Here is a 25,846-nt window from a genome sequence, read left to right on the forward strand (position 1 = left end):
GCATGTCGCGCAAAAATCTGCGGCAGTTTTGCGATAGCGACCTGCGAAATATTATAAGCTTAAAGCATATCGGGCAAATCTGGAAGATCGCGACACACTTTAGAGCGTCGGCACGACGAGTTCGGCAACGGGACCGTCGGTATGGAGCGGAGCACCGGTCATTGCTTGCAGCTCGTCCATTGTCATGCCGACGAGTTTTTCGCGAACGACGAAACCTTGCTTGGCGATGTCGATGACCGCATGGCTCGTATAAATTCGGGTGATGCAGCCGACGCCGGTCAGCGGAAAGGTACAGGCCTCCACCAGTTTCGGCTTGCCGTCCTTGGTCACATGTTCGGTGATGACGAAAACCTGCTTGGCACCGTGCACCAGGTCCATGGCCCCGCCGACGGCGGGCACGCCCTTGGAACCGACACGCCAGTTGGCGAGATCGCCATTCTGCGCCACCTGATAGGCGCCGAGGATCGCGACATCCAGATGACCGCCGCGCACCATGGCGAAGCTATCGGCGTGGTGGAAGAAGGAGGCGCCCGGCTTCAGCGTGACGGCCTTCTTGCCGGCATTGATCAGGTCCCAATCTTCCTCGCCTTCCGCCGGCGGCTCGCCGAAATTCAGGATGCCGTTTTCGGTGTGGAAGATCGCCTGGCGGCCCGGAGGCTGATAGCGGGCGACCATTTCCGGAAAGCCGATGCCAAGATTCACATAGGCGCCATCCTGGATATCCTGAGCCGCGCGCCAGGCGATCTGGGCGTTGGAGAGCTTGATGTCTTCGCGTGTGTCGATGGTCATGCGTATGCCACTCCGGCTCGAATGAGGTTTTCTTCCTGCTGGGGATCGGCGACTTCCACGACGCCGTTGACGAAGATTCCGGGGGTGACGATATGCTCGGGATCGAGCTCGCCTGCCGCGACGATCCTCGAGACCTGCGCGATCGTCCTGGCCGCGGCCATGCACATCAGCGGATTAAAGTTGCGACCGGCCTTGTTGTAGATGAGATTGCCCTGCACATCGCCGACTTGAGCCTTGACGATGGCGAAATCGGCCTTGAGCCAGCGTTCCTGAACATAGTGGCGGCCGTCGAATTCCGCGATGACCTTGCCGTTGGCAAGTTCGGTGCCATAGGCCGTTGGCGTGTAGAAGGCCGGAATGCCGGCGCCACCAGCGCGGATGCGTTCGGCCAGTGTCCCCTGCGGTACCAGTTCAAGCTCGATTTCGCCGGCCAGATAGCGGTCGGTGAAGGCGCGCGGATCGGATGAGCGTGGGAAGGAGCAGATCATCTTCTTGACCATGCCCGCATCGATCATGGCGGCGATGCCGATGCGACCATTGCCGGCATTGTTGTTGATGACGGTCAGGTTCTTCGGGCCTTTGTCGATCAGCGCGTGGATCAACTCGATCGGTGCACCGGAGCCACCAAAACCGCCGATCATGACGGTCGCACCATCGCCGATATCAGAGACGGCAGCTGCCGTGCTTGCGATTGTCTTGTCCATACGGATTCTCCCGTTTGCCATTGCGGGCGGATTGAGACGACCCGTCCTCTTCTCCTCGAATAGATCAGCATGGGCTGGACGGCAATCATTTTGTGCGATATTTGATTTTTGTTCATATATCGCACAAAATGAGAGCGAACTGAGGATCTGCGATGCGCGAAACGGATTTTGTCAGCGGCTTTGCCAAGGGATTGAAAGTCATCGAGGCTTTCGGCGAAACGCAGCGGCGACTGACGATCGCCGAGGCATCGAAGCTGACCGGGCTCGACCGTGCCACCGTGCGCCGCTCGCTGCTGACGCTCTCCGAGCTCGGCTATGCCATCTATGATGGAAAGTTCTTCACGCTGACGCCGAAGATCCTCAGGCTCGGTCATGCCTATCTCGCCGCGACGCCGCTGCCGATCATCATCCAGCCGCATCTCGATCAGCTGGCCGAGCGCGCCGGGCAGAATGCTTCGGCTTCGGTGCTCGACGGAACGGAAGTGGTCTATATCGCCCGCGCCTCGCAGCGTCGGGTGATGTCGATCAACCTGACACCCGGCAGCCGCCTGCCGGCCTTCTGCGCCTCGATGGGCCGCGTGTTGCTTGCCGCCTTGCCGGAAGGCGAGGCGCGTTCGGTGCTTGAACGGACCGAGCTCAAGGCGAACACACCGAATACCAAGACTGATCCGGAGGAACTGATGGCCGAATTCCGCCTGGTGAGGGAGCAGGGATATGCCGTCATCGATCAGGAACTGGAAATCGGCTTATGCTCAATTGCCGTGCCGGTCGAAAACGATCGCGGACAGACTGTTGCCGCGATCAATATCGGCGCACCGGCCGCCTATGTCGCCGCCGCGGACATGGCGGAGCGCTTTCTGCCGCTGTTGAAGGAGACGCAGAAAGCGCTGCGGCTGGTACTGCCTTAACCGTCACACCCCGAGCCTCTCCCGCTCCTCGATGCGCCAGGCGCGGGGCGTCTGACTGGTCTGCTTGACGAAGAAGCGCGAGAAATAGGCGGGATCGGCGAAGCCGAGGCGGTAGCTGATTTCCTGGACGGTCGCGAAGGTGAAGACCAGTTCGCGCTTGGCTTCATCCAGCAGCTTGCGGGTAATCAGCTCGTGTGCGCCATGTCCCGTCCGGCTGCGAACGATACGGCTGAGATGGGCGGGTGAGATGCCAAGGCTTTCGGCATAGAAGGCGGCCGGCTTGTGTGAACGGAAGTGGCGCTGGATAAGGCCTTGCAGCATTTCCATCCGACGCTCGCTCTCGTCGCCCGGGGTGGAACTCTCATCGGCTTTCTGGGCAATGCGTGCCGTGAGCAACAGGGCCGAGGTCAGATAGGCGTCGAGCAGGTCGTTGCGGCCGTTGCGGTTGCTGGCAAATTCTTCGCCCAGGCGTTTTAGCGTGCTGGCTACGTGAGCCGCGTCTTCGCCGCGGGTGTCGAGCAAGGTCAGGTGCGGATCGGCAAGCCATGCGCCCAGCCGGCTGCGATCGCCCGGAGAGGCCTTCAGATGAGAGATCAGCACCGTGATGACGAAACCGTCTATATCGCGCGAAAAGCGAAAGCCGTGGTTGAGATGCGGCGGCACGGTAATGACGGCCGGCGGGGTGATGGCATGGGGAACTCCGTCGAAGACGGCGTCGCCCGAGCCGGCGTCTATGTACAAGATCTGAAAGAAGCTCTCATGCCGATGTGGGCGGATTTCCCAGTGATGGAGGCTGCTGCGGGAGGGAATAGTCTCGCAATGCAGCCAGAAATCTGGCTTTCGGCCGGTGTTTTCTCCGTAGAGCTCATAGGTCGGCACAGTCTTCGTCATGGCTCTCCTCCTTCGCCATGTTCGATTTGTGCAATTTCATGACCGAAATGTCCATTGCGGATTTGCCATGCGCCGAAGAGACTTGAAACAAGATCACGCATGGGAGGATGAGATGCGCACCCAAGTCGCCATTATCGGTTCAGGACCGTCCGGGCTGCTGCTCGGCCAGTTGCTGACGGAGGCCGGCATCGACAATGTCATCCTCGATCGCGTCGGCAAGGATTATATCCTCGGCCGCGTGCGTGCCGGGGTTCTTGAGGAAGGCACCGTCCGCTTGCTGGACGAGGCGAAGGCGAGCGCCCGCCTGCATGCGGAAGGCTTGCCGCATGACGGCTTCTCGCTTGCCTTCGACGGCCGCGATCACCGCATTGACCTTCACGGCCTGACGGGTGGCAAGCGGGTCGTTATCTACGGCCAGACGGAGATGACCCGCGACCTGATGGCACGCCGCGAAGAGCGTGGCGCTCTGACCATCTACGATGCGGGCAATGTCCAGCCGCATGATTTCGACGGCGATGCGCCCTATCTGACCTACGAGAAGGACGGCGTTTCTCATCGCATCGATTGCGACTTCATCGCCGGCTGCGACGGCTTTCATGGCGTCAGCCGCAAATCGGCTCCGGAAAAGGCGATCCGCACTTTCGAGAAGGTCTATCCCTTCGGCTGGCTTGGCGTGTTGGCGGAAGTGGAACCCGTCAATCACGAGCTGATCTATGCCAACCATCCCCGCGGCTTCGCGTTATGCTCGATGCGATCGATGACGCGCAGCCGCTATTATATCCAGTGTCCGCTCGACGAGAAGGTTGAGGACTGGAGTGATGACCGCTTCTGGGACGAGTTGCGCCGCCGGCTGCCGACCCACCATGCTGAGGCTTTGGTCACGGCGCCATCTTTCGAAAAATCGATCGCGCCGCTGCGTTCCTTCGTGGCCGAACCCATGCGCTTCGGCCGTCTCTTCCTCGTCGGCGATGCCGCGCATATCGTGCCGCCGACCGGCGCGAAGGGGCTTAATCTGGCAGCGAGCGACGTGCATTACCTGTTTTCGGGTCTCGCCGAACATTATCAGGATCACTCCAATGCCGCGCTGGAAGCCTATTCCGCTCGCGCGCTTGCCAGGGTCTGGAAGGCAGTGCGCTTCTCCTGGTGGATGACGACGATGATGCATCGCTTTCCCGATACCAACGATTTCGACCAGAAGATCCAGGAAGCCGAGCTCGATTATCTCACCCATTCGCGCGCGGCTTCGACAGCGCTTGCCGAAAATTATGTCGGCCTGCCGTTGTGAGCCGGCTTTAGAGTTTCCTCGCGACCTCGCCTGCCGCTTCCCGGATCGTCTGGATCAGAATCGACAGGGGAAGGGTGGGGATGGCGTCGGTGCGCATGGTCAATCCAACCGGTCCCTTCGTCTCGCTGGTGTCGATCGGCAGCAATGCCAGCAATCCGTCATCGACATCGCCGGCAACCACGCCGGCCGAGATGATCCAGATGGCGTCGCTGGCACGCACGAAGGCGCGGCCGAAGGAGTCGGAAACCGTCTCGATCTCGTTGGGCAGTCCGCCGGCGCCATTGGCGATCAGAAAGCTCTCGACGAAAGGACGGATGATCGAACCGCGCGTCGGCAGCAGTATTGTGTAGCGGTTGAGATCCGAAAACAGCGATTGCCGGGAGGAAAGCAACGGATGTCCCGCCCTGACGGCGAAGACCACTTGCTCGGAATAGAGGTGCTCGAAGGAAAAGCCGGTCATGTTTTCCGGGCTTGCAAGCCGCCCGACAACGAGATCGAGATCGCCGACGCGAAGCTGCTCGAGAAGGACGGCGTTTTCGCCTGTCACGATCTTGATACGGCTCCAGGTCTCCTCCTTCAGAAACAATTCCATCGCCCGCGGCATGATCCGCGTCGAAACCGTCGGCAGCGCGCCGACGCGGATCGGCGGCGCTTCGCCGGAGCGCTCCTGCGAGACGGAATCGAGACCCTGCCTGAGGGCCGTGAGGGCCGCGCCGGCATGACGCAGAAAGACTTCGCCGTAGCGGGTGATGCGGATGCCGCGCCCGTCGCGTTCGAAGACGGCGACGCCGAGCGCATCTTCCAGTTCGCGGATCGTCTTGGTGACCGCCGGCTGGCTGACATTCAGCAGGCCGGCCGCCTTGATCACGCTTTTCTGGCGCGCAACCTCGACAAAGGTCTGCAGATGACGGAATTTGATGCGTGCGTCGAGCATAACAATTCATAACCACAGAGTTATCGCAGAGCGCAGAAATATCATTTTACCTAACCAGATTATACATCCAATCTCACGCCCGAGGAGATTTCCAGTGCAGTTTGCCCGCATCAACGACGTCACGATCCACTACCAGATCATTGGTGGCCCCGCCGACAAGCCGGTTCTTGTCTTTGCCAATTCGCTGGGTACCGATTTCAGGATCTGGCGCGATGTGATTGTGCGTCTTGCCGGCGATTTCGCCATCGTGCTCTACGACAAGCGCGGCCATGGCCTCTCCGACCTCGGCCAGATGCCCTATTCCATCGAGGATCATGCAACCGATCTTGCCGGCCTGCTCGACTTCCTCTCTGTCAAGAATGCGATCATTTGCGGACTTTCGGTCGGCGGTTTGATCGCGCAATCGCTCTATCAGCGGCGCCCGGATCTGGTGCGGGCGCTGATCCTCTGCGACACTGCCCACAAGATCGGCACGGCCGAGAGCTGGAATGCCCGCATCGCACAGGTCGAAGCTCATGGCATCGAATCCATTCTCGATGCCGTCATGGAGCGCTGGTTCACGCCCGCCTTCCGCCGTCCGGAAAACATCGCATTCGCTGGCTATTGCAACATGCTGACACGTCAGCCTGCCGCAGGTTATGCCGCAACATGTGCCGCGCTTCGCGATGCCGATCTGACCGAGGCCGCTGGCAAGATTGCCGTGCCCACCGTCTGCATTGTCGGCGATCAGGACGGCTCGACCCCGCCCGAGCTGGTGCTCTCGACGGCAAAGCTCATTCCGAATGCGCGCTATGAAGTGATTAAGGACGCAGGGCATATCCCCTGCGTCGAGCAACCCGAGGCGTTGACCGAAGTCATCCGTGCCTTCATCGACGTCGTCCTGCGTGGAGAACAAGCCCCATGAATGAAAATGCCACGCCGTCCGAGCGTTATCTGCAGGGCATGGCGACGCGCCGTGCCGTGCTCGGCGACAGCCATGTCGATCGTGCCCAACAGGGCGTGACGGAGTTCGACCAGCCTTTCCAGGAGCTGATTACCGAGGCAGCCTGGGGGCATGTCTGGTCACGCCCGACGCTCACCCGCCGAGAGCGCTCCATCGTGACGATCGCGCTGTTGGCAGCGCTCGGACAGGACGATGAGGTGGCGATGCATGTGCGCGCGACGCGCAACACCGGTGCTACGCGCGACGATATCTGCGAGGCGCTCCTGCATGTGGCGATCTATGCCGGCGTGCCGGCGGCCAACCACGCGATCAAGATCGCCAAGCAGGTTTTTGAACAGATGGACGCCGAAAGGGCGGCATGAAGCGAGGCAGACATGTCCGATAGAAGCAACAGCAAGCCCGAGACGGGCGCCTTTTTTGCGAGAGATCGAGCCTGGCATCCGCTGGCCTTTGCGCCGGGCTACAAGACCTCGGTCCTGCGGTCCCCACAGCGGGCATTGCTCTCGCTCGACGGCACGATCTCCGAGATCACTGGACCGGTGTTCGGCCATTCCATATTGAACGAGCTCGACAACGACCTGATCCACAATTTCGCCAAGCCCGGTGAAAGCGCCATCGGCGAGCGGATCATCGTGCATGGCCGCGTGCTCGACGAGCGCGGACGGCCTGTTCCGGGTGCCCTGCTCGAATTCTGGCAGGCCAATGCCGGCGGGCGTTACCGCCACAAGAAGGAAACCTATCTGGCCGCCATCGACCCGAATTTCGGCGGCTGCGGCCGCGCCATCACCGATGACGGAGGGCATTACGCTTTCCGTACCGTCCGTCCCGGCGCCTATCCCTGGCCGAACGGCGTCAACGACTGGCGGCCGGCTCATATTCACTTCTCCGTCTTCGGCCATGGCTTTGCGCAGCGGCTGATTACGCAGATGTATTTCGAGGGTGACCCGATGATCTGGAAATGTCCGATCGTCGGCACGATCCCCGACAGAGAGGCGATCGAGCAGCTGATTGCGCCGCTCGATTGGGGCAATACGATCCCGATGGATGCCCGCGCCTATAAATTCGATATCGTGTTGCGCGGTCGCCGTTCGACCCTGTTCGAAAACCGGCTGGAGGGCAATTGATGGTACAGGAACTCGGCTATCTCAAGGAAACGCCGTCGCAGACGGCAGGCCCTTACGTCCATATCGGCCTCACGCCAAACTATAGCGAGATCGGCGGCGTCTACGAGAGCGATCTCGGCTCCGCCATGGTCAACGACAAGACACTTGGCGAGCGCATCACCGTGACGGGCAGGGTCCTCGATGGCGGCGGAGCGCCGGTCAAGGATGCCGTTCTCGAGATCTGGCAGGCCGACAGCGCCGGGCTTTACAACAGCCCGTCGGAACTGCGTGGTACCGCCGATCCGAACTTTACCGGCTGGGGCCGTTGTCCGACGAATTCGACCGACGGCGTTTTCCGTTTCGAGACGATCAAGCCCGGCCGCGTCCCCTTCAAGGATGGCCGCAAGATGGCGCCGCATATCACCTTCTGGATCGTGGCGCGCGGCATCAATATCGGCTTGCACACGCGCATGTATTTTCCGGAAGAGACCGCCGCGAACGCGGAAGACCCTTTGCTTGCGCGCATCGAGCATAGGGATCGCGTCGCGACCCTGATTGCAGCCAAGGAAGGCTCGGTCTACACCTTCGATGTCCATTTGCAGGGCGACAAGGAAACTGTTTTCCTCGATATATAGATCATGAGCGTTTCTCCCTTCGACCATCCCTTTCTGTCAGGCCTTCTCGGTGACGAGGAGATTGCCGCTTATTTCTCCGCCAAGGTCGATGTTCGTTCGATGCTTGCCTTTGAAGCGGCGCTTGCAAAGGTCGAGGCGCAGCACGGGGTGATCCCGCAGGCGGCGGCGGAGCATATCGCCGACGTTTGCGCGGATTTCGAGCCGGATCTGCAGAGTTTAAAGACGGCAACAACGTCGGATGGCGTTGTCGTGCCTGATCTTGTCAGGCAGCTGCGCAAGGCAATTGGCGACGATGCGGGCAGGCACGTGCATTTCGGCGCCACCAGCCAGGATATCATCGACACCAGCTTGATGATGCGGCTGAAGGCTGCGACGTTTATCCTGAGCGGCCGTCTCTTCGCCGTTTCGTCCGCGCTTGCCAAACTGGATGAGCGTTTCGGATCGAACAGGCTCATGGGCCACACCCGGATGCAGGCGGCGATCGCGATCACCGTATCTGATCGCCTACGGGCATGGCGCCACCCGCTCGATCAATATCGGGATCGGCTGACGCAGGAGACCTTCCCGCTGCAGTTCGGCGGCGCAGCCGGTACGCTCGAAAAATTCGGGCCACAAGCGGCCGAAATCAGGAGCTCGCTGGCGCAGGCGCTCGGCCTGACGGATGAGCCGCAATGGCAAAGCCAGAGGGCGCGCATAGCCGAACTGGCCGGATTGCTTTCGATGATCTCGGGCAGTCTCGGCAAGATCGGTCAGGATGTGGCGCTGCTGGCGCAGGCGGGCGACGAGATTGAGCTTGCCGGCGGCGGGGGCTCGTCGGCCATGCCGCATAAACAGAATCCGGTTGCCGCCGAGACGCTGGTCACGCTCGCCCGTTTCAATGCGGTGCAGCTTTCGGGCATCCATCAGTCGCTCGTGCACGAGCAGGAACGTTCGGGCGCCGCCTGGACATTGGAATGGCTGCTATTGCCGCCTATGGTCGTGGCAACGGCGGCGTCGCTTCGCCATGCCCTGCAATTGATCGGCTCGGTCAAGCGTCTGGGAACGACAACGGAGTAGGTATCAGTCGATATTCATAACCAAATGAATATGGATGGAAGGCTTTATTTCATTTTACATCACCATTTCCTATGAGAAATTGGGGGTGATCAGGAATTAAACGATCAAGGGCGGCACAAGAAACAGCCGCTGGGAGGAGAAAGAATGAAACGGTTTGTCTTGGCCGCCATCGCGGCTGTTGCTCTTGGCGGCGCGGCCTATGCCGATACCATCAAAGTCGGTGTCATCGGTCCGTTTTCCGGCCCCTTCGCATTGCAGGGCAAGAATTTCAAGGCCGGTATCGACGCCTATATGGCGATCAATGGCAAGAAGGTCGGCAATGACGAGGTGGAGGTGATCTACCGCGATGTGCCGCAGGCCGATCCCGCACAGTCGAAGGCGCTGGCCCAGGAGCTCGTGGTCAAGGAAAAGGTTCAGTATCTCGCCGGCTTCTATTTCACGCCGGACGCGATGGCCGTGACGCCGATCCTCAAGCAGGCGAACGTGCCGATGGTGATCTTCAATGCCGCGACCTCGGCGATCGTCACCAAGAGCCCGCTCGTCGTGCGCACCTCCTTTACCACCTGGCAGACCTCGACGCCGATCGCCAAGGTCGCCTATGACGCCGGCGTGAAGAAGGTCATCTCCGTCGTCAGCGATTACGGTCCGGGCGTCGATGCTGAAAATGCCTTTAAGGCTGGCTTCGAGAAGCAGGGCGGCGAAGTTGTCCAGGCGATCCGCATGCCGCTGTCGACCAACGACTTCAGCCCGATCATGCAGCGTATCAAGGATTCCGGCGCGCAGGGCGTCTTCGCCTTCCTGCCGTCCGGTCCGACGACCCTTGGTTTCGTCAAGGCTTACAACGAAAATGGCCTGAAGTCGGCCGGCATCAAGCTCTTCGCGCCTGGCGACCTCACGCAGGAATCCGATTTGCCGGCGCTTGGCGACGCGGCGCTCGGCATGCAAACGACCTTCCACTATGCGATTTCGCATGACTCGCCCGAAAACAAGGCCTTCGTTGCCGCCGCCGACAAGGCGATCGGCAACCCGGCCGAGCTGACCTTCCCGGCCGTCGGCGCTTTCGACGGCATGCACGTCATCTATAAGATGATCGAGGCGACCGGCGGCAAGCAGGATGCGCAGAAGGCTGTCGACGCCGTGAAGGGCCTGTCCTGGGTCAGCCCGCGCGGGCCGGTCACCATCGACGCGGAAAGCCGGCACATCACGCAGAACATCTATCTGCGCGAAGTCGCCAAGGGCAGCGATGGCAAGTACTATAACAAGGAAATCCAGACCTTCGAAAAGCAGGGCGATCCCGGCCTTGCCGCCGCGAAGTAAGCGCTCCTGAATGTCACACGCCTGAGCGGGAGCTGCCGTTCAGGCGCGTGACGACAGCGGCCGCGCAACAACAACCGGACCAGCAATATCAATGCAAACCGTGCTCAGCATAGCAGTCGATGCCCTCGCTTACGGCATGGTGCTGTTCGTCATCTCCATCGGCCTGTCCGTCACCATGGGTCTGATGCGCGTCGTCAATCTCGCCCATGGCGCCTTTGCTATGATCGGCGGCTACATCGCGTCCTATGCGGCGCGCGACCTGGGACTGGGCTATGGCGCGGCGGTTCTCCTGGCCGTCGTCGGCACGGTCATCATATCCATTCCGATCGAGCGGTTGCTCTATCGGCGCATCTACGGTGCGCCGGAGCTGACACAGGTGCTGATGACGATCGGCATCACCTTCTGCATCATCGGCATTGCCAACTATGTCTTCGGCCCGACCCTGAAGACCATACCGCTGCCCGGGGCCCTGCAAAGTTCGGTCGATCTCGGCTTTCGGACCATCGGCACCCATCGCATCTTCGCGATCGTCTGTGGCCTCATCGTCGCTTTGGCATTGTGGTACACGATTGAGAAAACCTCCTTCGGCGTGAAGCTGCGCGCCTCCGTCGACAATCCCGCAATGGCGGCCGCGCTCGGAGTGCGAACGGAAGTGGTCTACGCAGTCAGCTTCGCCGTTGCCGTCGGGCTTGCAGCCTTCGGCGGCGTCGTGGGTGCGGAACTCCTGCCCGTCGAACCCTACTATGCACTGCGCTACATGGTGACGTTCCTCGTCGTCGTCTCCGTCGGCGGCGCCGGCTCCATCTCGGGCGCGCTGCTCGCCTGCCTCATTCTCGGGTGCATCGATACGACCGGCCGTTATCTCATGCCGGAATATGGAGAGTTCTTCTTCTATCTGGCCGTCATTGCCATCGTCTGCGTCTTCCCGCGCGGCTTTGCCGGGAGAATGAAGTAACATGGCTTTGACCCTTGAAAGAGAGGCCGCGCCGACCGTGACCAGACATCGTACATTCGGACAGGACCTGATCGCGGTCGCGGTCATCGTCGTGGTGGCTGCCGCCGGCTACCTGCTGTTTCCCGACAACCTCGCTCTCCTCACCCGGCTGATCGCGATTGCGCTCCTCGTGCTCTCGCTCGATCTCGTCACCGGCTATTGCGGCGTCGCGACCCTCGGTCATGCCGCGCTGTTCGGCGCGGGCGCCTATGCCGCCGGCATTGTGTCAGCCCATTACGGCATCAACGATCCCCTGCTGATGACACTTGCCGGCATCGTCGCCGGCGCCGTTGCCGGCCTGATCTGCGGCGTCGTTATCCTCAGAGCGCATGGATTGCCGCAACTCGTGCTATCGATCGCGTTGATCTATCTCTTCCACGAATTCGCCAACAAGGCATCGAGCTGGACAGGCGGCAGCGACGGCTTGTCGGGCATATCGGCCGATCCGCTATTCGGCACCTTCGAATTCGATCTCTATGGGCATACCGCCTACATCTATGGCGTGGCGTTACTGCTGATTACGCTCGTGCTGCTGCGAATTCTGGTGCGCTCGCCCTTTGGCATGCTCTGCCGCGGTATTCGCCAGGACCCGCTGCGCATCCGTGCCATGGGTGCCTCGCCAAAGATGGCGCTGATCAAGATGTATGTAATTTCCGGCGCTGTTGCCGGCGTTGGCGGGGCGTTGACCGCGATCTCGACGCAGGTCGTAGGCCTCGACAGCCTCTCCTTTACGCAATCTGCCGAAGCACTGGTCATGCTCGTGCTCGGGGGTACGGGATCGCTGTTTGGCGCGCTCGTCGGCACGTTGATCTTCATGCTGTTCGAGGATTACGTCTCTGCCGCCAATCCCTTCCACTGGCTGACGCTTGTCGGCGCTCTTCTCATCCTCGTCGTCCTCTTCGCGCCCAAGGGGATCTACGGCACCGCCGCCGCCTACCTGGCTCGCCGCCGGGAGGCAAGGACATGAGCGCTATTTTCGAGGTCATCAATCTGAAAAAGGCGTTCGGCGGTCTGACTGTTACCAACAATGTCAGCCTGTCGATGGCGCCGGGAGATCGTGTCGCTCTGATCGGCCCGAATGGTGCCGGCAAGACCAGCTTCGTCAACCTCGTAACAGGCAATCTGCCTGCCGATTCCGGTGAGGTCCGCATCGCTGGACACAACGTCAATAAGGTCGATGCCATCGGCCGTGTCAGGCGCGGGCTGGTGCGCTCGTTCCAGGTGACGCGGCTGTTCCAGGATATGACGCCCGCCGAGCATATCGGCATGGCGGTACTGCAGCGGACGGGCCGTTCCGGCCGCATGTTCGGCAATTTTCTGTCCATGGCCGACGTCATGGCCGAAACGGAGGAATTGCTCCGCACGCTAGGTCTTGCGACCCTTGCGCATCGCAAGGTCAGCGAGATCGCCTATGGCCAACAGCGGTTGCTGGAGATTGCCGTTGCCATGGCCCTGAAGCCGAAGGTGCTGTTGCTCGACGAGCCCGCCGCCGGCGTGCCGCAGAGCGATACTGGCCGCATCGAGCAGGCGCTGGCGGATCTGCCCGCCGATCTCGCCGTGCTGATGATCGAGCATGACATGGATCTCGTCTTCCGCTTCGCCAAGCGTGTGGTGGTGCTCGCCGCCGGCACGATCATCTTTGACGGTTCGCCGAAAGACGTGACACAGGATGCGCGTGTGCGCGAAGCCTATCTCGGGAGCTACGCCAATGCCGGCCACGCCGCTTGAAGTCGAAAACCTGTCGGCCGGTTACGGGCCGACGCGGGTATTGGAAGGAGTTTCCTTTTCCGTGCCGGCCGGTGGCCGTCTTGCCGTGCTCGGCCGCAACGGCATGGGCAAGAGCACGCTGCTTGCAACGCTTGCCGGCCAGACTCGCCGCTATGATGGCCGCATCCGGCTTGGCTCTGCAGATATTGCCGGCCTGCCGAGCGCGAGGCGAGCCCATCAGGGCCTTGGCTATGTGCCGCAGACGCGCGATGTCTTTCCGACGCTGACGGTGGAAGAGAATCTCTCCGTCGGTCTGAAGGCGCGTCCGAAGAGCGCCCTGCAAGAGGCCTATGACATGTTCCCGCGCCTGAAGGAGCGCCGCCGCAATCTGGGTGGCCAGCTTTCCGGCGGCGAGCAGCAGATGCTGTCGACTGCCCGCACGATCCTCGGGCGCCCCTCGGTCCTGCTTCTGGACGAGCCGCTGGAAGGACTTGCCCCGGTCATCTGCGAGGAGCTGATGGCCGCCTTCGCCACGCTCGCCAAGACGGGCGACATGACGATCCTGCTGGTCGAGCAGCGCATCCAGAGCGCGCTCGACTTTGCAAGCGACGTCATCATTCTGGAGCGTGGCCGGCTTGCCTGGAAGGGCACACCCGAAGAGCTGGCGCGGGATCATCACGCGGTCGAGAGTCTACTCGGCGTTGGTGGCTTGCATTAACATTAAGCAACCAATGAGAAGTTGACGTATTCTTGGGCCGAGGCCTATCGTTTTACTCCCCTGGATCGCACTTGGCAAAGCATAAGCCGGCCGAGAGGCAATAGTGACGACATCGCTTTCGCGGTGCCGCACCCAGGGGCCTGTTGTCCTTTGATACTGGGAGGAAGATAATGTCTGACAAACCTGCTATCGTATTGGTGCATGGATTCTGGGGTGGGGCGGCTCATTGGTCGAAGGTTATCCTAGAGCTGAAACGACTTGGCTATGACGATCTGCACGCGGTCGAAAACCCGCTGACATCTCTGGCAAACGATGCCGAACGTACCCGACAGATGGTCAGGCAAATTTCCGGCCCCGTTGTCCTTGCCGGACATTCCTACGGCGGCAAGGTCATCACCGAAATGGGAGATCTGCCGAATGTGAAGGCTCTCGTCTATATCGCGGCTTTCGCGCCGGATGCCGGCGAGAGCGCCGGCGGCATCAGCCAGGCAAAGCCTCCGGCCGCCTTTGAAAACATCGCTCCCGACAGCGACGGCTATCTCTGGATCAAGCAGGATAAGTTTCGCGAGAGCTTCTGCCAGGATCTGACGGAGGATGAAGCCCTCGTCATGGCCGTAACGCAGAAAGCGCCGCTTGGCAGCACCTTCGGCAATACCGTTTCCGACCCGGCTTGGAGGAAGAAACCCTGCTATTATCAGGTGTCCACGGCGGATCGCATGATTCATCCAGACAATGAGAGGATGATGGCGGCACGCATGAATCCGGTGAAGCAGATCGAGCTCAATGCAAGCCATGCCTCTCTCGCGTCGCATCCGGTAGAGGTTGCTGCCTTGATTATCGACGCTGCCAAAAGCTAAGGCGCTTAGCGGCGGTTCAAACATTAGATTCGCAGAAAAGCTGCAAGAACGGCGGCGTGTAGGCTCGTCGTTCTTGCTTGATTGCCTATTCGCTCCATTAGCCCGATTGTAACCATAGAACTGCGAATGCCGAGACATGCTCAATTCGCTGGGTATCCAATCCAATTCGGGTTGACGACAAAACGTTGACGATTTATCGATATATTATCATCGTTGTTGGCGTCGTGCTGCTGGAGGCGGGTTTGTCGGAGAACATTTCGGGTCGTTGGGATTTCTGGATCGATCGCGGCGGTACCTTTACCGATGTTGTCGGGCGCGATCCATCTGGCGCTCTCCATGCCCGCAAGGTTCTTTCGGAGAACCCCGAGGCTTACCGTGACGCGGCCGTGCACGGCATTCGGCTCCATCTTGGCCTCGGCAAGGGCGAGCCGGTTCCCGAGGGGGCGATCGGCGAGGTCCGCATGGGCACGACGGTCGCTACCAATGCACTGCTCGAGCGCAAGGGCGAACGTCTTGCCCTGGTGACGACGAAGGGTTTCCGCGACGCGCTGCGCATCGGCTATCAGGAACGCAAGAAGATCTTCGCGACCGAGATCGTCAAGCCGGAAGCGCTTTATGAAGAGGTCGTCGAGATCGGAGAGCGCGTGCTTGCCGACGGCACCGTCGAGCTTGTTTTGGACGAGAAGGCCGCAGAAGTGGCGCTGCGTGATCTCCTCGCCAAGGGCTATCGCTCGGTCGCGATCGTCTTCATGCATGCTTACAAGTTTCCGGCTCATGAGGCTGCGGTCGCTAAAATCGCGCGAGCCATCGGCTTCGAGCAGGTCTCGGTCAGCCATGAGGTCTCGCCGCTGATCAAGCTCGTCGGTCGCGGCGATACCGCCGTCATCGACGCCTATCTCTCGCCGGTGCTGGGTCGCTATATCGGCCAGGTCTGCGATGAGCTCGATGTTGAGCGTACCGGCGCGCGCGTCATGTTCATGATGTCGTCGGGCGGTCTGACGGCGGCCGATATGTTCCAGGGCAAGGACGCGATCCTGTCTGGCCCCGCCGGCGGCGTGGTTGGCCTTGCCAAGACCGGCGAGCAGGCGGGCTTTGCCAATGTCATTGGCTTCGACATGGGCGGCACCTCGACGGATGTGGCGCATTTTGACGGCGAATATGAGCGCGCCTTTGAGACGGAAGTGGCTGGCGTTCGCGTGCGTGCACCGATGATGCTGATCCATACCGTGGCCGCAGGCGGCGGCTCGATCCTGCATTTCGATGGCGATCGCTTCCGCGTCGGCCCAGATTCCGCCGGCGCATTTCCGGGGCCGGCCTGCTACCGCAATGGCGGCCCGCTTGCCGTCACCGACGCCAACGTGATGGCCGGCAAGCTCTTGCCGGAATTCTTCCCCTCCATCTTCGGTCCCAACCAGGATCAGCCGCTCGATGTCGAAACGGTGCGCGCCAAGTTCGCGGCGCTTGCAGCCGAAATCGGCGATGGCCGCAGCCCGGAAGACGTCGCCGACGGCTTCATCCGCATCGCCGTCGCCAACATGGTCGAGGCGATCAAGAAGATCTCCGTTCAGCGCGGCTATGACGTGACGCGCTATGCGCTCAACTGCTTCGGCGGTGCCGGCGGGCAGCACGCCTGCCTGGTGGCTGATGCGCTCGGCATGAAGAGCATTCTTCTGCATCCGATGTCCGGCCTTCTCTCGGCTTACGGCATGGGCCTTGCCGATATCAGGGCAACACGCCAGAAGGCGCTCGGCATTCCCCTTGATGATGCCGCACCGGCAGCGATCGCGGCACTCGGCAGCGAATTGCGCGGCGAATGCGTGCCGGAGCTTGAAGCGCAGGGCGTCGCGACAGTCGAGATCAAGACGGTTCAGCGCGCCCATGTTCGCTATGCCGGTACCGACACGCTGCTCGCCGTCGAGACGACGTTCCCCGAGATCGATGATCCCGCGCGGCTGCGCAGCCAGTTCGAGACGCTGCACAAGCGCCGCTTTGGCTTTGTCGCGGAAGACAAGCCTTTGGTGGTTGAGGCTGTGGAAATCGAAACGATCGGCGGCGCGGCTGCCGATATCGCGGTCGAGCTTGAAGCCGCAGCAGAGGGCGAAGCCGGGGCAGCAAGGCGCACCGCCTTCTACTCGAACGGCGAAAGCCACGATGCGGCCGTCGTCCTGCGCCAGGCGATCAAGCCTGGCCAGACAGTCACGGGCCCGGCGATCATCATCGAGCCGAACCAGACGATCGTCATCGAGGATGGCTGGCAGGCGCAGCTGACGCTCAAGGATCATATCGTTCTCAAGCGCATCAAGGCTCTGCCCGAACGCAACGCCATCGGCACCAAAGCTGATCCCGTCATGCTGGAGATCTTCAACAATCTCTTCATGTCGATCGCCGAGCAGATGGGCATGACGCTGCAGAACACCGCCTATTCGGTCAACATCAAGGAACGGCTGGATTTCTCCTGCGCCGTCTTCGATGCCGAAGGCAATCTGGTCGCCAATGCGCCGCATATGCCGGTTCATCTCGGCTCCATGGATGCGTCCGTCGCAACCGCGATACGCGAAAATGCCGTCATTCATCCAGGCGACGTCTTCCTGATCAATGCGCCCTATAATGGTGGCACGCACCTGCCCGACCTCACCGTCTGCACCCCGGTCTTCGACGATGCCGGTAAGCGTATCCGCTTCTGGGTCGCCAGCCGCGGCCATCATGCCGACATCGGCGGCATTTCGCCGGGCTCGATGTCGCCGCTCGCCACCCATATCGAGGAGGAAGGCGTCTATATCGACAATTTCAAGCTGCTCGATCGCGGCCGCTTCTGTGAAGCGGAGCTTACCAAGCTTTTGACTGGCGCGCGCTATCCGGTGCGCACACTTGCGCAGAACATCAATGATCTCAAGGCCCAGGTCGCCGCCAACGAAAAGGGCGTCGCCGAGCTGAAGAAGATGATCGCGCTGTTCGGCGAAGATGTCGTCGACGCCTATATGGGTCACGTTCAGGATAACGCTGCCGAAAGCGTGCGCCGCGTCCTCGACCGTCTGTCGGATGGCGAATTCAGCTATGAGATGGATCAGGGCTGCAAGATCGTCGTCAAGATCTCGATCGACAAGGACAAGCGCGAGGCGACGGTCGATTTCACCGGCACCTCGGCGCAGCGCCCGGATAACTTCAACGCGCCACAGCCGGTGACGCGCGCTGCCGTGCTCTATGTCTTCCGCGTGCTTGTCGAGGCCGATATTCCGATGAATGCCGGTTGCCTGAGGCCTATCCGCATCATCATCCCCGAAGGCACGATGCTGACACCGAAATACCCGGCCGCCGTCGTTGCCGGCAACGTCGAAGTCAGCCAGGCCGTAACCAACTGCCTGTTCGGCGCGGTCGAGGCGCTCGCCGCAGCGCAAGGGACGATGAACAATCTGACCTTCGGCAACGACGCCTATCAGTACTACGAGACGATCTGCTCCGGCGCGCCGGCAGGCCCAGGCTTCAATGGCGCCGACGCCGTCCACACGCATATGACCAATTCACGCCTGACCGACCCCGAGATTCTCGAGACGCGGTTCCCCGTCGTTCTGGAGGATTTCCACATTCGCCCGAACTCGGGCGGGCGCGGCAAGTGGAACGCGGGCAACGGCACGCAGCGCACGATCCGCACCCGCGAAAAGCTGGAATTCGCCGTCCTGTCCGGCCATCGGCGCGTGGCGCCCTTCGGCGTCAAGGGCGGTGAAGCCGGGCAGACCGGCCGCAATTATGTCCGCCGCAACGACGGTGCGATCGAGGAGCTGATCGGCTCGGCGCATACCGTACTTGAAGCGGGCGAGGCATTTACCGTCGTGACTCCGACGGGCGGTGGCTACGGAAAGCGCGACGAATAGACATATGATACCGGAGCCGAGCGGTCATCGACCGCCTGGCCCGTCGAATCTGCGAGTGCCTAGAGCAATTCCAGGAAAAGTGCGCAGCGGTTTTCCGTCCGGGAATTGCTAGACAACAAAGAGATAGAGCGGTTCAGAGATTCCGTGAAAAGCTGAACCGCTCTAGATCCGGTTCGAAGGAGTTTTCAGGTGACGTCCGAGGAAAAGAGCAAACGGCGTGAATTGATCGTATCGTCGGCCCATCTTGCCGGCGGCAGCTCGCCTGCTTTGTCGGAGCTGGAATACGGGTCGATCCTCTTTTCCCACGCCTTCAATCGATGGCTGGTACGCTGCATGGCGGCTGCCGGTGTGCCCGGTCTTTCACCGGTCGAAATCCTGATCATTCATTCCGTGCGGCATCGCGACCGGCCGAAGACGCTTGCCGATCTCTGCCTCGTCCTCGATATCGAGGATACGCATGTGGCCAATTACGCTATCAAGAAGCTCGAGGCGGCGGGTCTCGTCAAAAGCGGCAAGGCTGGGAAGGAAAAGACGATTGGGGTGACCGACAAGGGCCTCGATGCGCTGAAACGCTATACCGAAATTCGCGAGCGGCTGCTGGTGGAGGCGACCAAGGTCTCCGGTCTCTCGCAGGACGGCCTCTCCGATATCGCCTCGCATCTCAGGACATTGTCTGGCTATTACGAGCAAGCCGCGCGATCTGCCGCCACCCTGTAGGCCGAGGATGGGAGCGAAAGCTTCTCCGAGATCTTTCGCGCGCATTTTAAGGTTCGTATTTAATTTCCGATTAATATAATCGGAACCGCCGAGGCCGTCGGCGAATACCCCCACCTTATCTATTCTGTCATGTCGTACCTATATTAGGTCTGTGCGATCCGCTGGCGGCTCCTCGTCCAGCGATCCGAGTCGGTCATCCGATGAGATCCAGTTTTTACTACCGCACCACTTTTGGAAATTGCTGGCTTCGCACGATAGCAAAAGTGTGCTTTTTTTGACCGAAAGGGGAATGGTGTAAAAACTTCCATGAACAACGATAGTTTTGAGCTGAAATTTTGGGGCGTGCGGGGGAGCATCCCTGTATCGGGACCGGAATTTGAGCGGTACGGCGGCAATACGTCGTGCATTGAGTTACGACATCAGGGCAGGCATATCTTATTCGACGCCGGGACCGGGCTGCGTGAAGCGGCCGCGTCGCTTGCGAAAGAGGGGGTCCGCAATATCGACCTCTTCTTCACGCATTCGCACTATGACCATATCATCGGCTTGCCTTTCTTCAACGCCATCTATGACCCGCGCGTCAGCGTCGATCTCTGGTCGGGTCATCTGGCCGGCAAGACGACGACGCGGCAGCTGATCGGTCAGTTCATGCGGCCGCCCTGGTTCCCCGTCGAACCGGATATCTGTCGTGCCGAAATGAGTTTCCGCGACTTCGCAGCCGGCGATACGCTGAAGCCGCATCCCGGCATCGTGATGCACACGGCCAAGCTGAACCATCCGGGCGGCTGCATCGGCTATCGCATCGAATGGTCGGGCAGGGTGATCGCCATGGTCTATGACACCGAGCACGTCGCGGGCAAGCTCGATGAGGCAGCGCTCGCCCTGATGGCCGGTGCCGATCTTGTGATTTACGATGCGACCTATCTCGAAGCGGAGATGCAGAAATATCTCGGCTTCGGCCATTCCACATGGCAGGAGGGCATCAAGCTCGCCAAGAAAGCCGGCGCCAAGCGGCTCGCCATGTTCCATCATGCGCCCGGTCGCACCGACCGCGAGTTGGACGAGATGCAGCGCGAGGCGCAGAAGAGCTTCCCGGAAGCGTTCTTCGCCTTCGACGGACAGTCGCTGCAGCTTTGACGGCTGGCAGCGACGCGCGAACGATCGGAACAGGGCTAGTGCACGAAGCTGCCGACCGGCCGCCATTCGATGGCGGCATGGCCGGCCGTCTCCTCGAACAGCCCTGCGATGAAACTCCAGGCAAGATCGTCATGGACGAGATGATGCGTCATCACGCCGATCGGCTCGTCATTGCCATCGAAGCGATTCTGGAGCTCCTCCACGAGACGCGCGATGATCTCCGCATGTGGTAAGCCTCCACGCACGCCATGCCATCTCATGATGTCGATATGCGTGTTGACCAGGCCGATGGGCGCCTGCTTTGCCAATCCGAAAACGGAGACGGCGCGATAGCCGAAAGGTGCGAGATGCGGCAACAGCGCGTCGTCGATCCGGTTCCATGGCGGCACCAGCAGCGGAACGAACTGGTGCGGATAAAGCGCCTTGATCTTGTCGAAGCCGCGATGGAGTTCGTCGAGCACGATCGTCTGAGGCCGATGCAAGCCGAGTTCCTGCTTCTTGGTATCGTCGGGCGCATAGTTTTGATGTGTCCAGCCATGCACCGTGGCGGTGACGCGGCCCTCGCTCGCCAGTCGTTCGGCCAGCTGTTCGCCCGAGGGTCCGGGAATGATCGCAAGCGTCATCGGCACGTCGAAACGATCGGAAAGTGACAGCAGCCGGTCGAGCGCAGGGGTCGGCTCGATGGCATCGTCGTCTCGGAACCAGAGTTTCGCCTTTCGTCCGGCCGCGCTCCAGCGCTGCAATTCGTCGCGCAAGGGCTGCCATTCGGTTCTATCGCTCATAATAGCTATCTCCCAGATGGTTTCGAAGAATGGTTTCCAGTCGTTTCGACGCGGCCGTCAGCGAACGCTCCCGATGAACAAAATCATGGGCCGCATTCGCCATCGCTAGTCGTCTTTCCGGATCGGTCAGAAGCTGCGCGACGGCGTGGGCATAGGCCTCGATGTCGCCCTCCGGTGTCAAGAGCCCCGTCTTGTCCGCCATCACCACTTCCGGTACGCCCGCCGTAGCCTGCGCGACAACGGGCAGGCCTGCCGCCTGTGCCTCCAGATAGGCAAGGCCATAGGCCTCGTTGCAGCCCGGCCAGACATAGAGGCCGGCTGTTGCCAGCTCGCTGGCGATCTGGGAAGTGCTGCGTTCGCCGCGCCAGGTGATCCGGTCTTCGCCGAATGTGGAAAACAGCGATTTTATTTCGGTCCGCATCGGCCCGTCGCCGATGACGGTGAGTTTCCAGTCCCGATCGCGGATGCGATCGAGGGCGCCTGCCAGCATGGTGTAGCTGTCGAATTTGTCACCCTTGCGCAGCATCGCCACGGCAATCAGCTGACGCGGATCGGAGATGGAGCGTGCAAAGGGCGTAGTATCGATAAAGGGCAGGAAACGTTCGTAACGGCCATCTGGAATAGCATCTAGGAGGCCGATCCGGTCGCGTTCGGTAAAGCACAGATTGACGGCGGCTAGCCGCACGGCATCCGCGATGAGGCGCTGGTTCTCGCTCCATCCGTTTTCATCGTGGCGGCGCGAATAGGAAGCCTCCGCCGTGACATAGGGAATGCGCAGGCGTCTGGCGACGGATGGGCCGATCAGATCGGGCGTCTTGTAATAGGGATGATAGGTGAACCAAAGATCCGGCGCAGTCTCGCACCGCCAGCGTTCGAGCAGTCGGCCCGTCTCGCTTTGCGCCTGTCCGGCGATCTCGATGCGCTGACCGGCTTCCGGGGTCGGTGTGAAGCTGCGCAATTCGGAAGCGACTTCGACCCGATGCCCCGCCATCTCCAGCGCCGCGATGATCTGTCGTGCCATCAGCCGGTCACCTGACGGGACCGGGTGGTGGGGGGACTTCAATGGAGCGTAGAAGGCGATTTTCATGGTGTCGTCGCATGGTTGACGATTAAGTGATGGTAGGAGCCTGAATTGTGAGAGGATTGCCCGAATTCCGACCGGTTGCGTGACAATAAGGTCCCTGCTTCAAAAAGCCGCATCCTCGACAGCGTGCGGCGTTGCGGCTAGATGAATAGGCGATAGCCGTTTTCCCACCTGTTGTGAACGGGCAATATACATTGGGTTTGATGACCATCGAGGCAAGAAAGCCAATCATTACCGATCGCCTTGTGCGAAAGCTCCGTCTTGGCTCAGGTCTGATCGTTTTTGCCTTCGTGATCATGCATCTGGCCAATCATTCCCTAGGGCTGATTTCGCTCGGCACGGCGGAACGCGCGCAACATTGGTTCATGGCCATATGGCGCAATCCGATCGGAACCGTGCTTCTTTACGGGTCGCTGATCCTCCATATCCTGCTCGTGCTGCGAATGCTCTATAGGCGACGGACCCTGGTCATGCCGCCGGGGGAAGCCTTTCAAATCCTCACCGGACTGCTGGTACCTCTCCTCCTGATCGACCACATCGTTTCGACGCGCGTCATCCACGAGGTCTATGGCTACCACGACACCTACAAGACGATCGTGCGCAATCTGTGGGTCGTTTGGCCCCTCAGCGGCCTGCGCCAGGCGGTCGTGCTTGTGATCGTCTGGCTTCACGGCTGCATCGGAGTTCATTTCTGGCTGCGCTATCGCCCCTGGTACACAGCGATTGCCCCCGTCATGCTGTCGCTTGCAATCGTTCTGCCGGTTCTCGCCCTGCTCGGCTTTGCCGCGATGGGCAAGACCGTGAAGCATGAAGTCGCGCAGGAAGACGAGCGCGGCTATCCCGGAGGTTACTACAGCGACGTGCGGAGTTTCGGCGAGTTCGGTTCCGTGCCGGGCGATCAGATGGCGGCGGCCATATGGCCTTATCGCGCCGGTTTTTATGGTGCCTTCAGTCTGTCGCTCGTCGGTCTTTTCGCCTTTCGGGTGCATCGCAGATTGCGGGAGCGGCAATATCAGGTCGCCATCCGCTATGCAGGCGGCGAGGTCGTCAATGCCCCGCGCGGTTACAGCGTGCTTGAAGCAAGCCGCCTTGGCGGCATTCCGCATTATTCGGTCTGCGGCGGCAAGGGGCAATGCTCGACCTGCCGCGTGCAGATTATCGAAGGCGCCGAAAACCTGCCGCCGCCGGAGCCGCTGGAGCAGAAGACCTTGAACCGGATTGGCGCAACGCCGGATGTCCGACTTGCCTGCCAGCTGCGCCCGACGGGCAATATCAGCGTCGTGCCTTTGCTGACGCCGATGGCGGAGGCGACGATCCCGGTCTATACGCAAGCCGCAAGTCCGGGCCGCGAACGTGAGATTGTCGTCTTCTTCTGCGATCTCCGCCATTTCACATCGCTGACGGAATCGCGCCTGCCATTCGACATCGTTTTCCTCCTCAATCGCTATTTTGCCATCGTCGGCCGCGTTATCGAGGAAAATGGCGGCCGGATAGACAAGTTCATCGGCGATGGCGCCATGGCGCTGTTCGGCCTTCGCACGACGCCGAAAGAGGCCAATCGTCAGGCATTGAAGGCGGCGGCGGCGATCATCCGGGAGATCGACAAGCTCGGTGAAGAACTGGCCGACGAGCTGGCGGCACCCCTCGAAATCGCCATCGGCATCCATACCGGCCTCGCCGTCGTCGGCTCCATGGGCTACGGCAGCGTCAAGAACGTGACGGCGATCGGCGATACGGTGAATGTCGCGAGCCGTCTCGAAAGCGTTGCCAAGGAATTCAACACGGCACTCGTCTTCTCGGAGCCGGTGGCGCAACTTTCGGAAACGGACATCACCGGCACCGAAAGCCGCGAGATCGCCGTTCGAGGTCGTGGCGAGCCCTTGCGCGTCTATATTGTCTCGAAGGAGGCGAGCAGCCATTTCGCCTGATGTCGAGGGACGGGTATCGCCGATCCCTCCTGTTTGCAATGCAGAGGCGCTGGTGTAGGGATGGCGTTCATGTTCGACCGCAAGATCCTCACGAGAAAATACTGGAAACGAGCTTTTCGCCGCAAGCGGGATGCGATGGCGACGCGCCTCTTCGACACGAGGCTTGGCCGCGACATTCTGGTCAGTGCGCTCGGCCCCCGCGTGAAGACGATGACGGTCGATTGCGGCGATCACGTTCTGAGCTTCTCACCGGCCGACTATATCGGCCGCAAGGTGTTCCGCAAGGGGCACTTCGAGCGCGACCATGTCGATCGGCTGTTGAGCGTGCTGCGCGAGCGCGGCCTGCTGCGCAAGGGCTCGGCGCTTCTGGAGCTCGGCGGCAATATCGGCACGCAGACCTGCTATTTCGCCCTGAGTGGCGCTTATGCCCACATCGTCAGCGTCGAGCCTGACCCACGCAATTTCCGTCTGCTGGCGGTCAACATCGCCGATAATGATCTGCAGGAGATGGTAACGGTGGTCAACTGCGCCGCCGGCGATCGCGAGGGCCAGCTCGACTTCTATCTCAACCACAAGAACCACGGCAAAAGCAGCGCATTGCGGCAAAGCCCGACCGACGAGAGGATCTCGGTTCCCGTACGGCCCGTCGCGGATATCCTTTCGCAGGCGGGTATCGATCCTGACGATGTCGGGCTGATCTGGATGGATATCGAGGGCTATGAGCCGGTTGCCTGCCGTTCGATGGAGGTTTTGATGGCCCGCAAGGTGCCGCTCTACATGGAATTCACGCCAGCCTTCTACGGCGAGGACCAGACGAGAAGCTTCATTGCCGATCTTGCCAGGCACTATAGCGAATGTCTCGCCTTCTTCGAAGGCGGCGAACAGGTCATGAAGGTAGCCGAGCTGCCCACCAAAGGCGAACAGTTCGACGTTCTGTTTCTGCGTTGAACCTATTTACGCCGGTAGATGAAATAACGCCCGTCCTTGACGGTCGAGGGCAGAGGCAGCGGCTGCAGAGCCGGATGTTCCAGAGGAAGGCCGCTGACGGCAAGGCCGCCGGCGCCGAGAACACCGGCCATGATCTCCGGCAGCCAGGTCAGCGTTATCGCATCCTTGTCTTCGTAGCCGGTGCCGATATCGGCATGGGCAAGCGATGCATTCGCGCCGACGAAGGTCTTCGCCGTCTCCTTGATCTCTCCGAGAACGAGATTGTCGGCCGTCGGCATGGAAGGACCGTAGGCATTGGCCGCTCGATCGAAGGCGACGATGCGGCGATCGGGAAAGAGTTCGCGCAGATGATCGAAGGTACGGCCATTGCCGAGGCCGAGTTCCAGCACGGGGCCATCGAGTGCTCTCACCTCGTCGGCAACGCCATTGAGGATGTCGCGCTGTGCGCTTAGGCGGCGAATGAAACTATCCAGGCGGCTCATCGTATTTGAAGTATCCTTGGTGTCTTGTGCCTCTCCCTTGGTGGGCGTAGCACGGCCG

The 25,846-nt window shown here is 60.8% G+C and carries 25 protein-coding genes; 18 read left to right on the forward strand and 7 right to left on the reverse strand.

Annotated features, from left to right (window positions below):
* Window positions 1-99: 99 nt before the first annotated feature.
* Window positions 100-789: a CoA transferase subunit B gene (locus BJ928_RS08820; protein ID WP_047631839.1), complete on the reverse strand. Its 690-nt coding sequence runs from the start codon at window positions 787-789 to the stop codon at window positions 100-102.
* The gene (locus BJ928_RS08825; protein WP_047631838.1) at window positions 786-1,493 is read right to left on the reverse strand and encodes a 3-oxoacid CoA-transferase subunit A; all 708 of its coding nucleotides are present in this window, start codon (window positions 1,491-1,493) and stop codon (window positions 786-788) included. Before BJ928_RS08825 ends, BJ928_RS08820 begins: the two co-directional genes overlap by 4 nt.
* 152 nt (window positions 1,494-1,645) lie before the next feature.
* On the opposite strand from BJ928_RS08825, the gene BJ928_RS08830 reads away from it, so the two are divergent.
* Window positions 1,646-2,401 carry an IclR family transcriptional regulator C-terminal domain-containing protein gene (locus BJ928_RS08830; RefSeq protein WP_047631837.1) on the forward strand — a complete coding sequence of 252 codons (756 nt, stop codon included), beginning with the start codon at window positions 1,646-1,648 and terminating at the stop codon, window positions 2,399-2,401.
* Window positions 2,402-2,404: 3 nt separating this feature from the next.
* On the opposite strand, the gene BJ928_RS08835 is transcribed toward BJ928_RS08830, so the two are convergent.
* On the reverse strand, window positions 2,405-3,292 hold the full coding sequence (locus BJ928_RS08835) for a helix-turn-helix domain-containing protein (protein ID WP_047631836.1): 888 nt from the start codon (window positions 3,290-3,292) through the stop codon (window positions 2,405-2,407).
* Window positions 3,293-3,404: 112 nt separating this feature from the next.
* Between BJ928_RS08835 and pobA the strand changes: the two genes are divergently transcribed.
* Window positions 3,405-4,577 (forward strand): 4-hydroxybenzoate 3-monooxygenase, encoded by a 1,173-nt coding sequence (gene pobA, locus BJ928_RS08840; RefSeq protein WP_047631835.1) that lies wholly within the window; start codon window positions 3,405-3,407, stop codon window positions 4,575-4,577.
* A 7-nt stretch (window positions 4,578-4,584) separates the two neighbouring features.
* Here pobA and pcaQ read toward each other — a convergent pair whose 3' ends face one another.
* Window positions 4,585-5,511 (reverse strand): pca operon transcription factor PcaQ, encoded by a 927-nt coding sequence (gene pcaQ, locus BJ928_RS08845; RefSeq protein ID WP_047631834.1) that lies wholly within the window; start codon window positions 5,509-5,511, stop codon window positions 4,585-4,587.
* Window positions 5,512-5,605: 94 nt separating this feature from the next.
* Between pcaQ and pcaD the strand changes: the two genes are divergently transcribed.
* From pcaD to BJ928_RS08915, 14 genes are all read left to right on the forward strand, one after another.
* A complete protein-coding gene (gene pcaD / locus BJ928_RS08850) occupies window positions 5,606-6,415 on the forward strand; it encodes a 3-oxoadipate enol-lactonase (RefSeq protein WP_047631833.1) in 810 nt (269 codons plus the stop codon).
* A complete protein-coding gene (gene pcaC, locus BJ928_RS08855) occupies window positions 6,412-6,816 on the forward strand; it encodes a 4-carboxymuconolactone decarboxylase (RefSeq protein WP_047631832.1) in 405 nt (134 codons plus the stop codon). Before pcaD ends, pcaC begins: the two co-directional genes overlap by 4 nt.
* A 12-nt stretch (window positions 6,817-6,828) precedes the next feature.
* Window positions 6,829-7,578: a protocatechuate 3,4-dioxygenase subunit beta gene (gene pcaH / locus BJ928_RS08860; protein WP_047631831.1), complete on the forward strand. Its 750-nt coding sequence runs from the start codon at window positions 6,829-6,831 to the stop codon at window positions 7,576-7,578.
* Window positions 7,578-8,192, forward strand: a complete 615-nt coding sequence (gene pcaG / locus BJ928_RS08865) for a protocatechuate 3,4-dioxygenase subunit alpha (protein WP_047631830.1) — start codon at window positions 7,578-7,580, stop codon at window positions 8,190-8,192. The genes pcaH and pcaG overlap by 1 nt, the downstream gene beginning before the upstream one ends.
* 3 nt (window positions 8,193-8,195) lie before the next feature.
* Window positions 8,196-9,248, forward strand: a complete 1,053-nt coding sequence (locus BJ928_RS08870) for a 3-carboxy-cis,cis-muconate cycloisomerase (RefSeq protein ID WP_047631829.1) — start codon at window positions 8,196-8,198, stop codon at window positions 9,246-9,248.
* 144 nt (window positions 9,249-9,392) lie between these two features.
* Window positions 9,393-10,565 carry an ABC transporter substrate-binding protein gene (locus BJ928_RS08875; protein WP_047631828.1) on the forward strand — a complete coding sequence of 391 codons (1,173 nt, stop codon included), beginning with the start codon at window positions 9,393-9,395 and terminating at the stop codon, window positions 10,563-10,565.
* Between the two features lie 91 nt (window positions 10,566-10,656).
* On the forward strand, window positions 10,657-11,520 hold the full coding sequence (locus tag BJ928_RS08880; RefSeq protein ID WP_047631827.1) for a branched-chain amino acid ABC transporter permease: 864 nt from the start codon (window positions 10,657-10,659) through the stop codon (window positions 11,518-11,520).
* 1 nt (window position 11,521) lies between these two features.
* Window positions 11,522-12,526: a branched-chain amino acid ABC transporter permease gene (locus BJ928_RS08885; RefSeq protein WP_047631826.1), complete on the forward strand. Its 1,005-nt coding sequence runs from the start codon at window positions 11,522-11,524 to the stop codon at window positions 12,524-12,526.
* On the forward strand, window positions 12,523-13,287 hold the full coding sequence (locus tag BJ928_RS08890) for an ABC transporter ATP-binding protein (protein WP_047631825.1): 765 nt from the start codon (window positions 12,523-12,525) through the stop codon (window positions 13,285-13,287). Before BJ928_RS08885 ends, BJ928_RS08890 begins: the two co-directional genes overlap by 4 nt.
* On the forward strand, window positions 13,268-13,984 hold the full coding sequence (locus tag BJ928_RS08895; protein ID WP_047631824.1) for an ABC transporter ATP-binding protein: 717 nt from the start codon (window positions 13,268-13,270) through the stop codon (window positions 13,982-13,984). The genes BJ928_RS08890 and BJ928_RS08895 overlap by 20 nt, the downstream gene beginning before the upstream one ends.
* Window positions 13,985-14,154: 170 nt before the next feature.
* Window positions 14,155-14,841 (forward strand): alpha/beta hydrolase, encoded by a 687-nt coding sequence (locus BJ928_RS08900; protein WP_047631823.1) that lies wholly within the window; start codon window positions 14,155-14,157, stop codon window positions 14,839-14,841.
* A gap of 242 nt (window positions 14,842-15,083) precedes the next feature.
* Window positions 15,084-18,710 (forward strand): hydantoinase B/oxoprolinase family protein, encoded by a 3,627-nt coding sequence (locus tag BJ928_RS08905; protein WP_052227727.1) that lies wholly within the window; start codon window positions 15,084-15,086, stop codon window positions 18,708-18,710.
* A gap of 189 nt (window positions 18,711-18,899) precedes the next feature.
* The gene (locus BJ928_RS08910; protein WP_047631822.1) at window positions 18,900-19,427 is read left to right on the forward strand and encodes a winged helix DNA-binding protein; all 528 of its coding nucleotides are present in this window, start codon (window positions 18,900-18,902) and stop codon (window positions 19,425-19,427) included.
* Between the two features lie 306 nt (window positions 19,428-19,733).
* Entirely contained in the window at window positions 19,734-20,564 is an 831-nt protein-coding gene (locus BJ928_RS08915; RefSeq protein WP_047631821.1) for an MBL fold metallo-hydrolase, read from the forward strand.
* A 35-nt stretch (window positions 20,565-20,599) separates the two neighbouring features.
* Here the strand turns inward: BJ928_RS08915 and BJ928_RS08920 are convergent, their stop codons facing one another.
* Complete coding sequence (locus BJ928_RS08920) at window positions 20,600-21,346, reverse strand: polysaccharide deacetylase family protein (protein WP_047631820.1); 747 nt, start codon at window positions 21,344-21,346, stop codon at window positions 20,600-20,602.
* Entirely contained in the window at window positions 21,336-22,433 is a 1,098-nt protein-coding gene (locus BJ928_RS08925) for a glycosyltransferase family 4 protein (protein ID WP_047631819.1), read from the reverse strand. Before BJ928_RS08925 ends, BJ928_RS08920 begins: the two co-directional genes overlap by 11 nt.
* Before the next feature lie 200 nt (window positions 22,434-22,633).
* Here BJ928_RS08925 and BJ928_RS08930 point away from each other — a divergent pair, with 200 nt between their 5' ends.
* A complete protein-coding gene (locus BJ928_RS08930) occupies window positions 22,634-24,358 on the forward strand; it encodes an adenylate/guanylate cyclase domain-containing protein (RefSeq protein WP_047631818.1) in 1,725 nt (574 codons plus the stop codon).
* 69 nt (window positions 24,359-24,427) lie between these two features.
* Window positions 24,428-25,306 (forward strand): FkbM family methyltransferase, encoded by an 879-nt coding sequence (locus BJ928_RS08935; protein WP_047631946.1) that lies wholly within the window; start codon window positions 24,428-24,430, stop codon window positions 25,304-25,306.
* Window positions 25,307-25,308: 2 nt separating this feature from the next.
* Here BJ928_RS08935 and BJ928_RS08940 read toward each other — a convergent pair whose 3' ends face one another.
* Complete coding sequence (locus BJ928_RS08940; protein WP_047631945.1) at window positions 25,309-25,788, reverse strand: class I SAM-dependent methyltransferase; 480 nt, start codon at window positions 25,786-25,788, stop codon at window positions 25,309-25,311.
* Between the last annotated feature and the right edge of the window lie 58 nt (window positions 25,789-25,846).

The sequence above is a fragment of the Rhizobium sp. WW_1 genome (assembly GCF_003610155.1).
In the GTDB taxonomy this organism is placed as follows: Bacteria; Pseudomonadota; Alphaproteobacteria; order Rhizobiales; family Rhizobiaceae; genus Rhizobium; species Rhizobium tropici_A.

Excerpts from the sequence above, each read along its gene's own strand:
- BJ928_RS08890 (WP_047631825.1), top strand. The coding sequence starts at position 12,523 with ATGAGCGCTATTTTCGAGGTCATCAATCTGAAAAAGGCGTTCGGCGGT.
- BJ928_RS08925 (WP_047631819.1), bottom strand. The coding sequence starts at position 22,433 with ATGAAAATCGCCTTCTACGCTCCATTGAAGTCCCCCCACCACCCGGTC.
- BJ928_RS08820 (WP_047631839.1), bottom strand. The coding sequence starts at position 789 with ATGACCATCGACACACGCGAAGACATCAAGCTCTCCAACGCCCAGATC.
- BJ928_RS08885 (WP_047631826.1), top strand. The coding sequence starts at position 11,522 with ATGGCTTTGACCCTTGAAAGAGAGGCCGCGCCGACCGTGACCAGACAT.
- BJ928_RS08830 (WP_047631837.1), top strand. The coding sequence starts at position 1,646 with ATGCGCGAAACGGATTTTGTCAGCGGCTTTGCCAAGGGATTGAAAGTC.
- BJ928_RS08940 (WP_047631945.1), bottom strand. The coding sequence starts at position 25,788 with ATGAGCCGCCTGGATAGTTTCATTCGCCGCCTAAGCGCACAGCGCGAC.
- BJ928_RS08875 (WP_047631828.1), top strand. The coding sequence starts at position 9,393 with ATGAAACGGTTTGTCTTGGCCGCCATCGCGGCTGTTGCTCTTGGCGGC.
- BJ928_RS08895 (WP_047631824.1), top strand. The coding sequence starts at position 13,268 with ATGCCGGCCACGCCGCTTGAAGTCGAAAACCTGTCGGCCGGTTACGGG.
- BJ928_RS08935 (WP_047631946.1), top strand. The coding sequence starts at position 24,428 with ATGTTCGACCGCAAGATCCTCACGAGAAAATACTGGAAACGAGCTTTT.
- pobA (WP_047631835.1), top strand. The coding sequence starts at position 3,405 with ATGCGCACCCAAGTCGCCATTATCGGTTCAGGACCGTCCGGGCTGCTG.
- BJ928_RS08825 (WP_047631838.1), bottom strand. The coding sequence starts at position 1,493 with ATGGACAAGACAATCGCAAGCACGGCAGCTGCCGTCTCTGATATCGGC.
- BJ928_RS08920 (WP_047631820.1), bottom strand. The coding sequence starts at position 21,346 with ATGAGCGATAGAACCGAATGGCAGCCCTTGCGCGACGAATTGCAGCGC.
- BJ928_RS08835 (WP_047631836.1), bottom strand. The coding sequence starts at position 3,292 with ATGACGAAGACTGTGCCGACCTATGAGCTCTACGGAGAAAACACCGGC.
- BJ928_RS08915 (WP_047631821.1), top strand. The coding sequence starts at position 19,734 with ATGAACAACGATAGTTTTGAGCTGAAATTTTGGGGCGTGCGGGGGAGC.
- pcaQ (WP_047631834.1), bottom strand. The coding sequence starts at position 5,511 with ATGCTCGACGCACGCATCAAATTCCGTCATCTGCAGACCTTTGTCGAG.
- BJ928_RS08930 (WP_047631818.1), top strand. The coding sequence starts at position 22,634 with ATGACCATCGAGGCAAGAAAGCCAATCATTACCGATCGCCTTGTGCGA.
- BJ928_RS08900 (WP_047631823.1), top strand. The coding sequence starts at position 14,155 with ATGTCTGACAAACCTGCTATCGTATTGGTGCATGGATTCTGGGGTGGG.
- BJ928_RS08880 (WP_047631827.1), top strand. The coding sequence starts at position 10,657 with ATGCAAACCGTGCTCAGCATAGCAGTCGATGCCCTCGCTTACGGCATG.
- BJ928_RS08870 (WP_047631829.1), top strand. The coding sequence starts at position 8,196 with ATGAGCGTTTCTCCCTTCGACCATCCCTTTCTGTCAGGCCTTCTCGGT.
- pcaG (WP_047631830.1), top strand. The coding sequence starts at position 7,578 with ATGGTACAGGAACTCGGCTATCTCAAGGAAACGCCGTCGCAGACGGCA.
- pcaC (WP_047631832.1), top strand. The coding sequence starts at position 6,412 with ATGAATGAAAATGCCACGCCGTCCGAGCGTTATCTGCAGGGCATGGCG.
- pcaH (WP_047631831.1), top strand. The coding sequence starts at position 6,829 with ATGTCCGATAGAAGCAACAGCAAGCCCGAGACGGGCGCCTTTTTTGCG.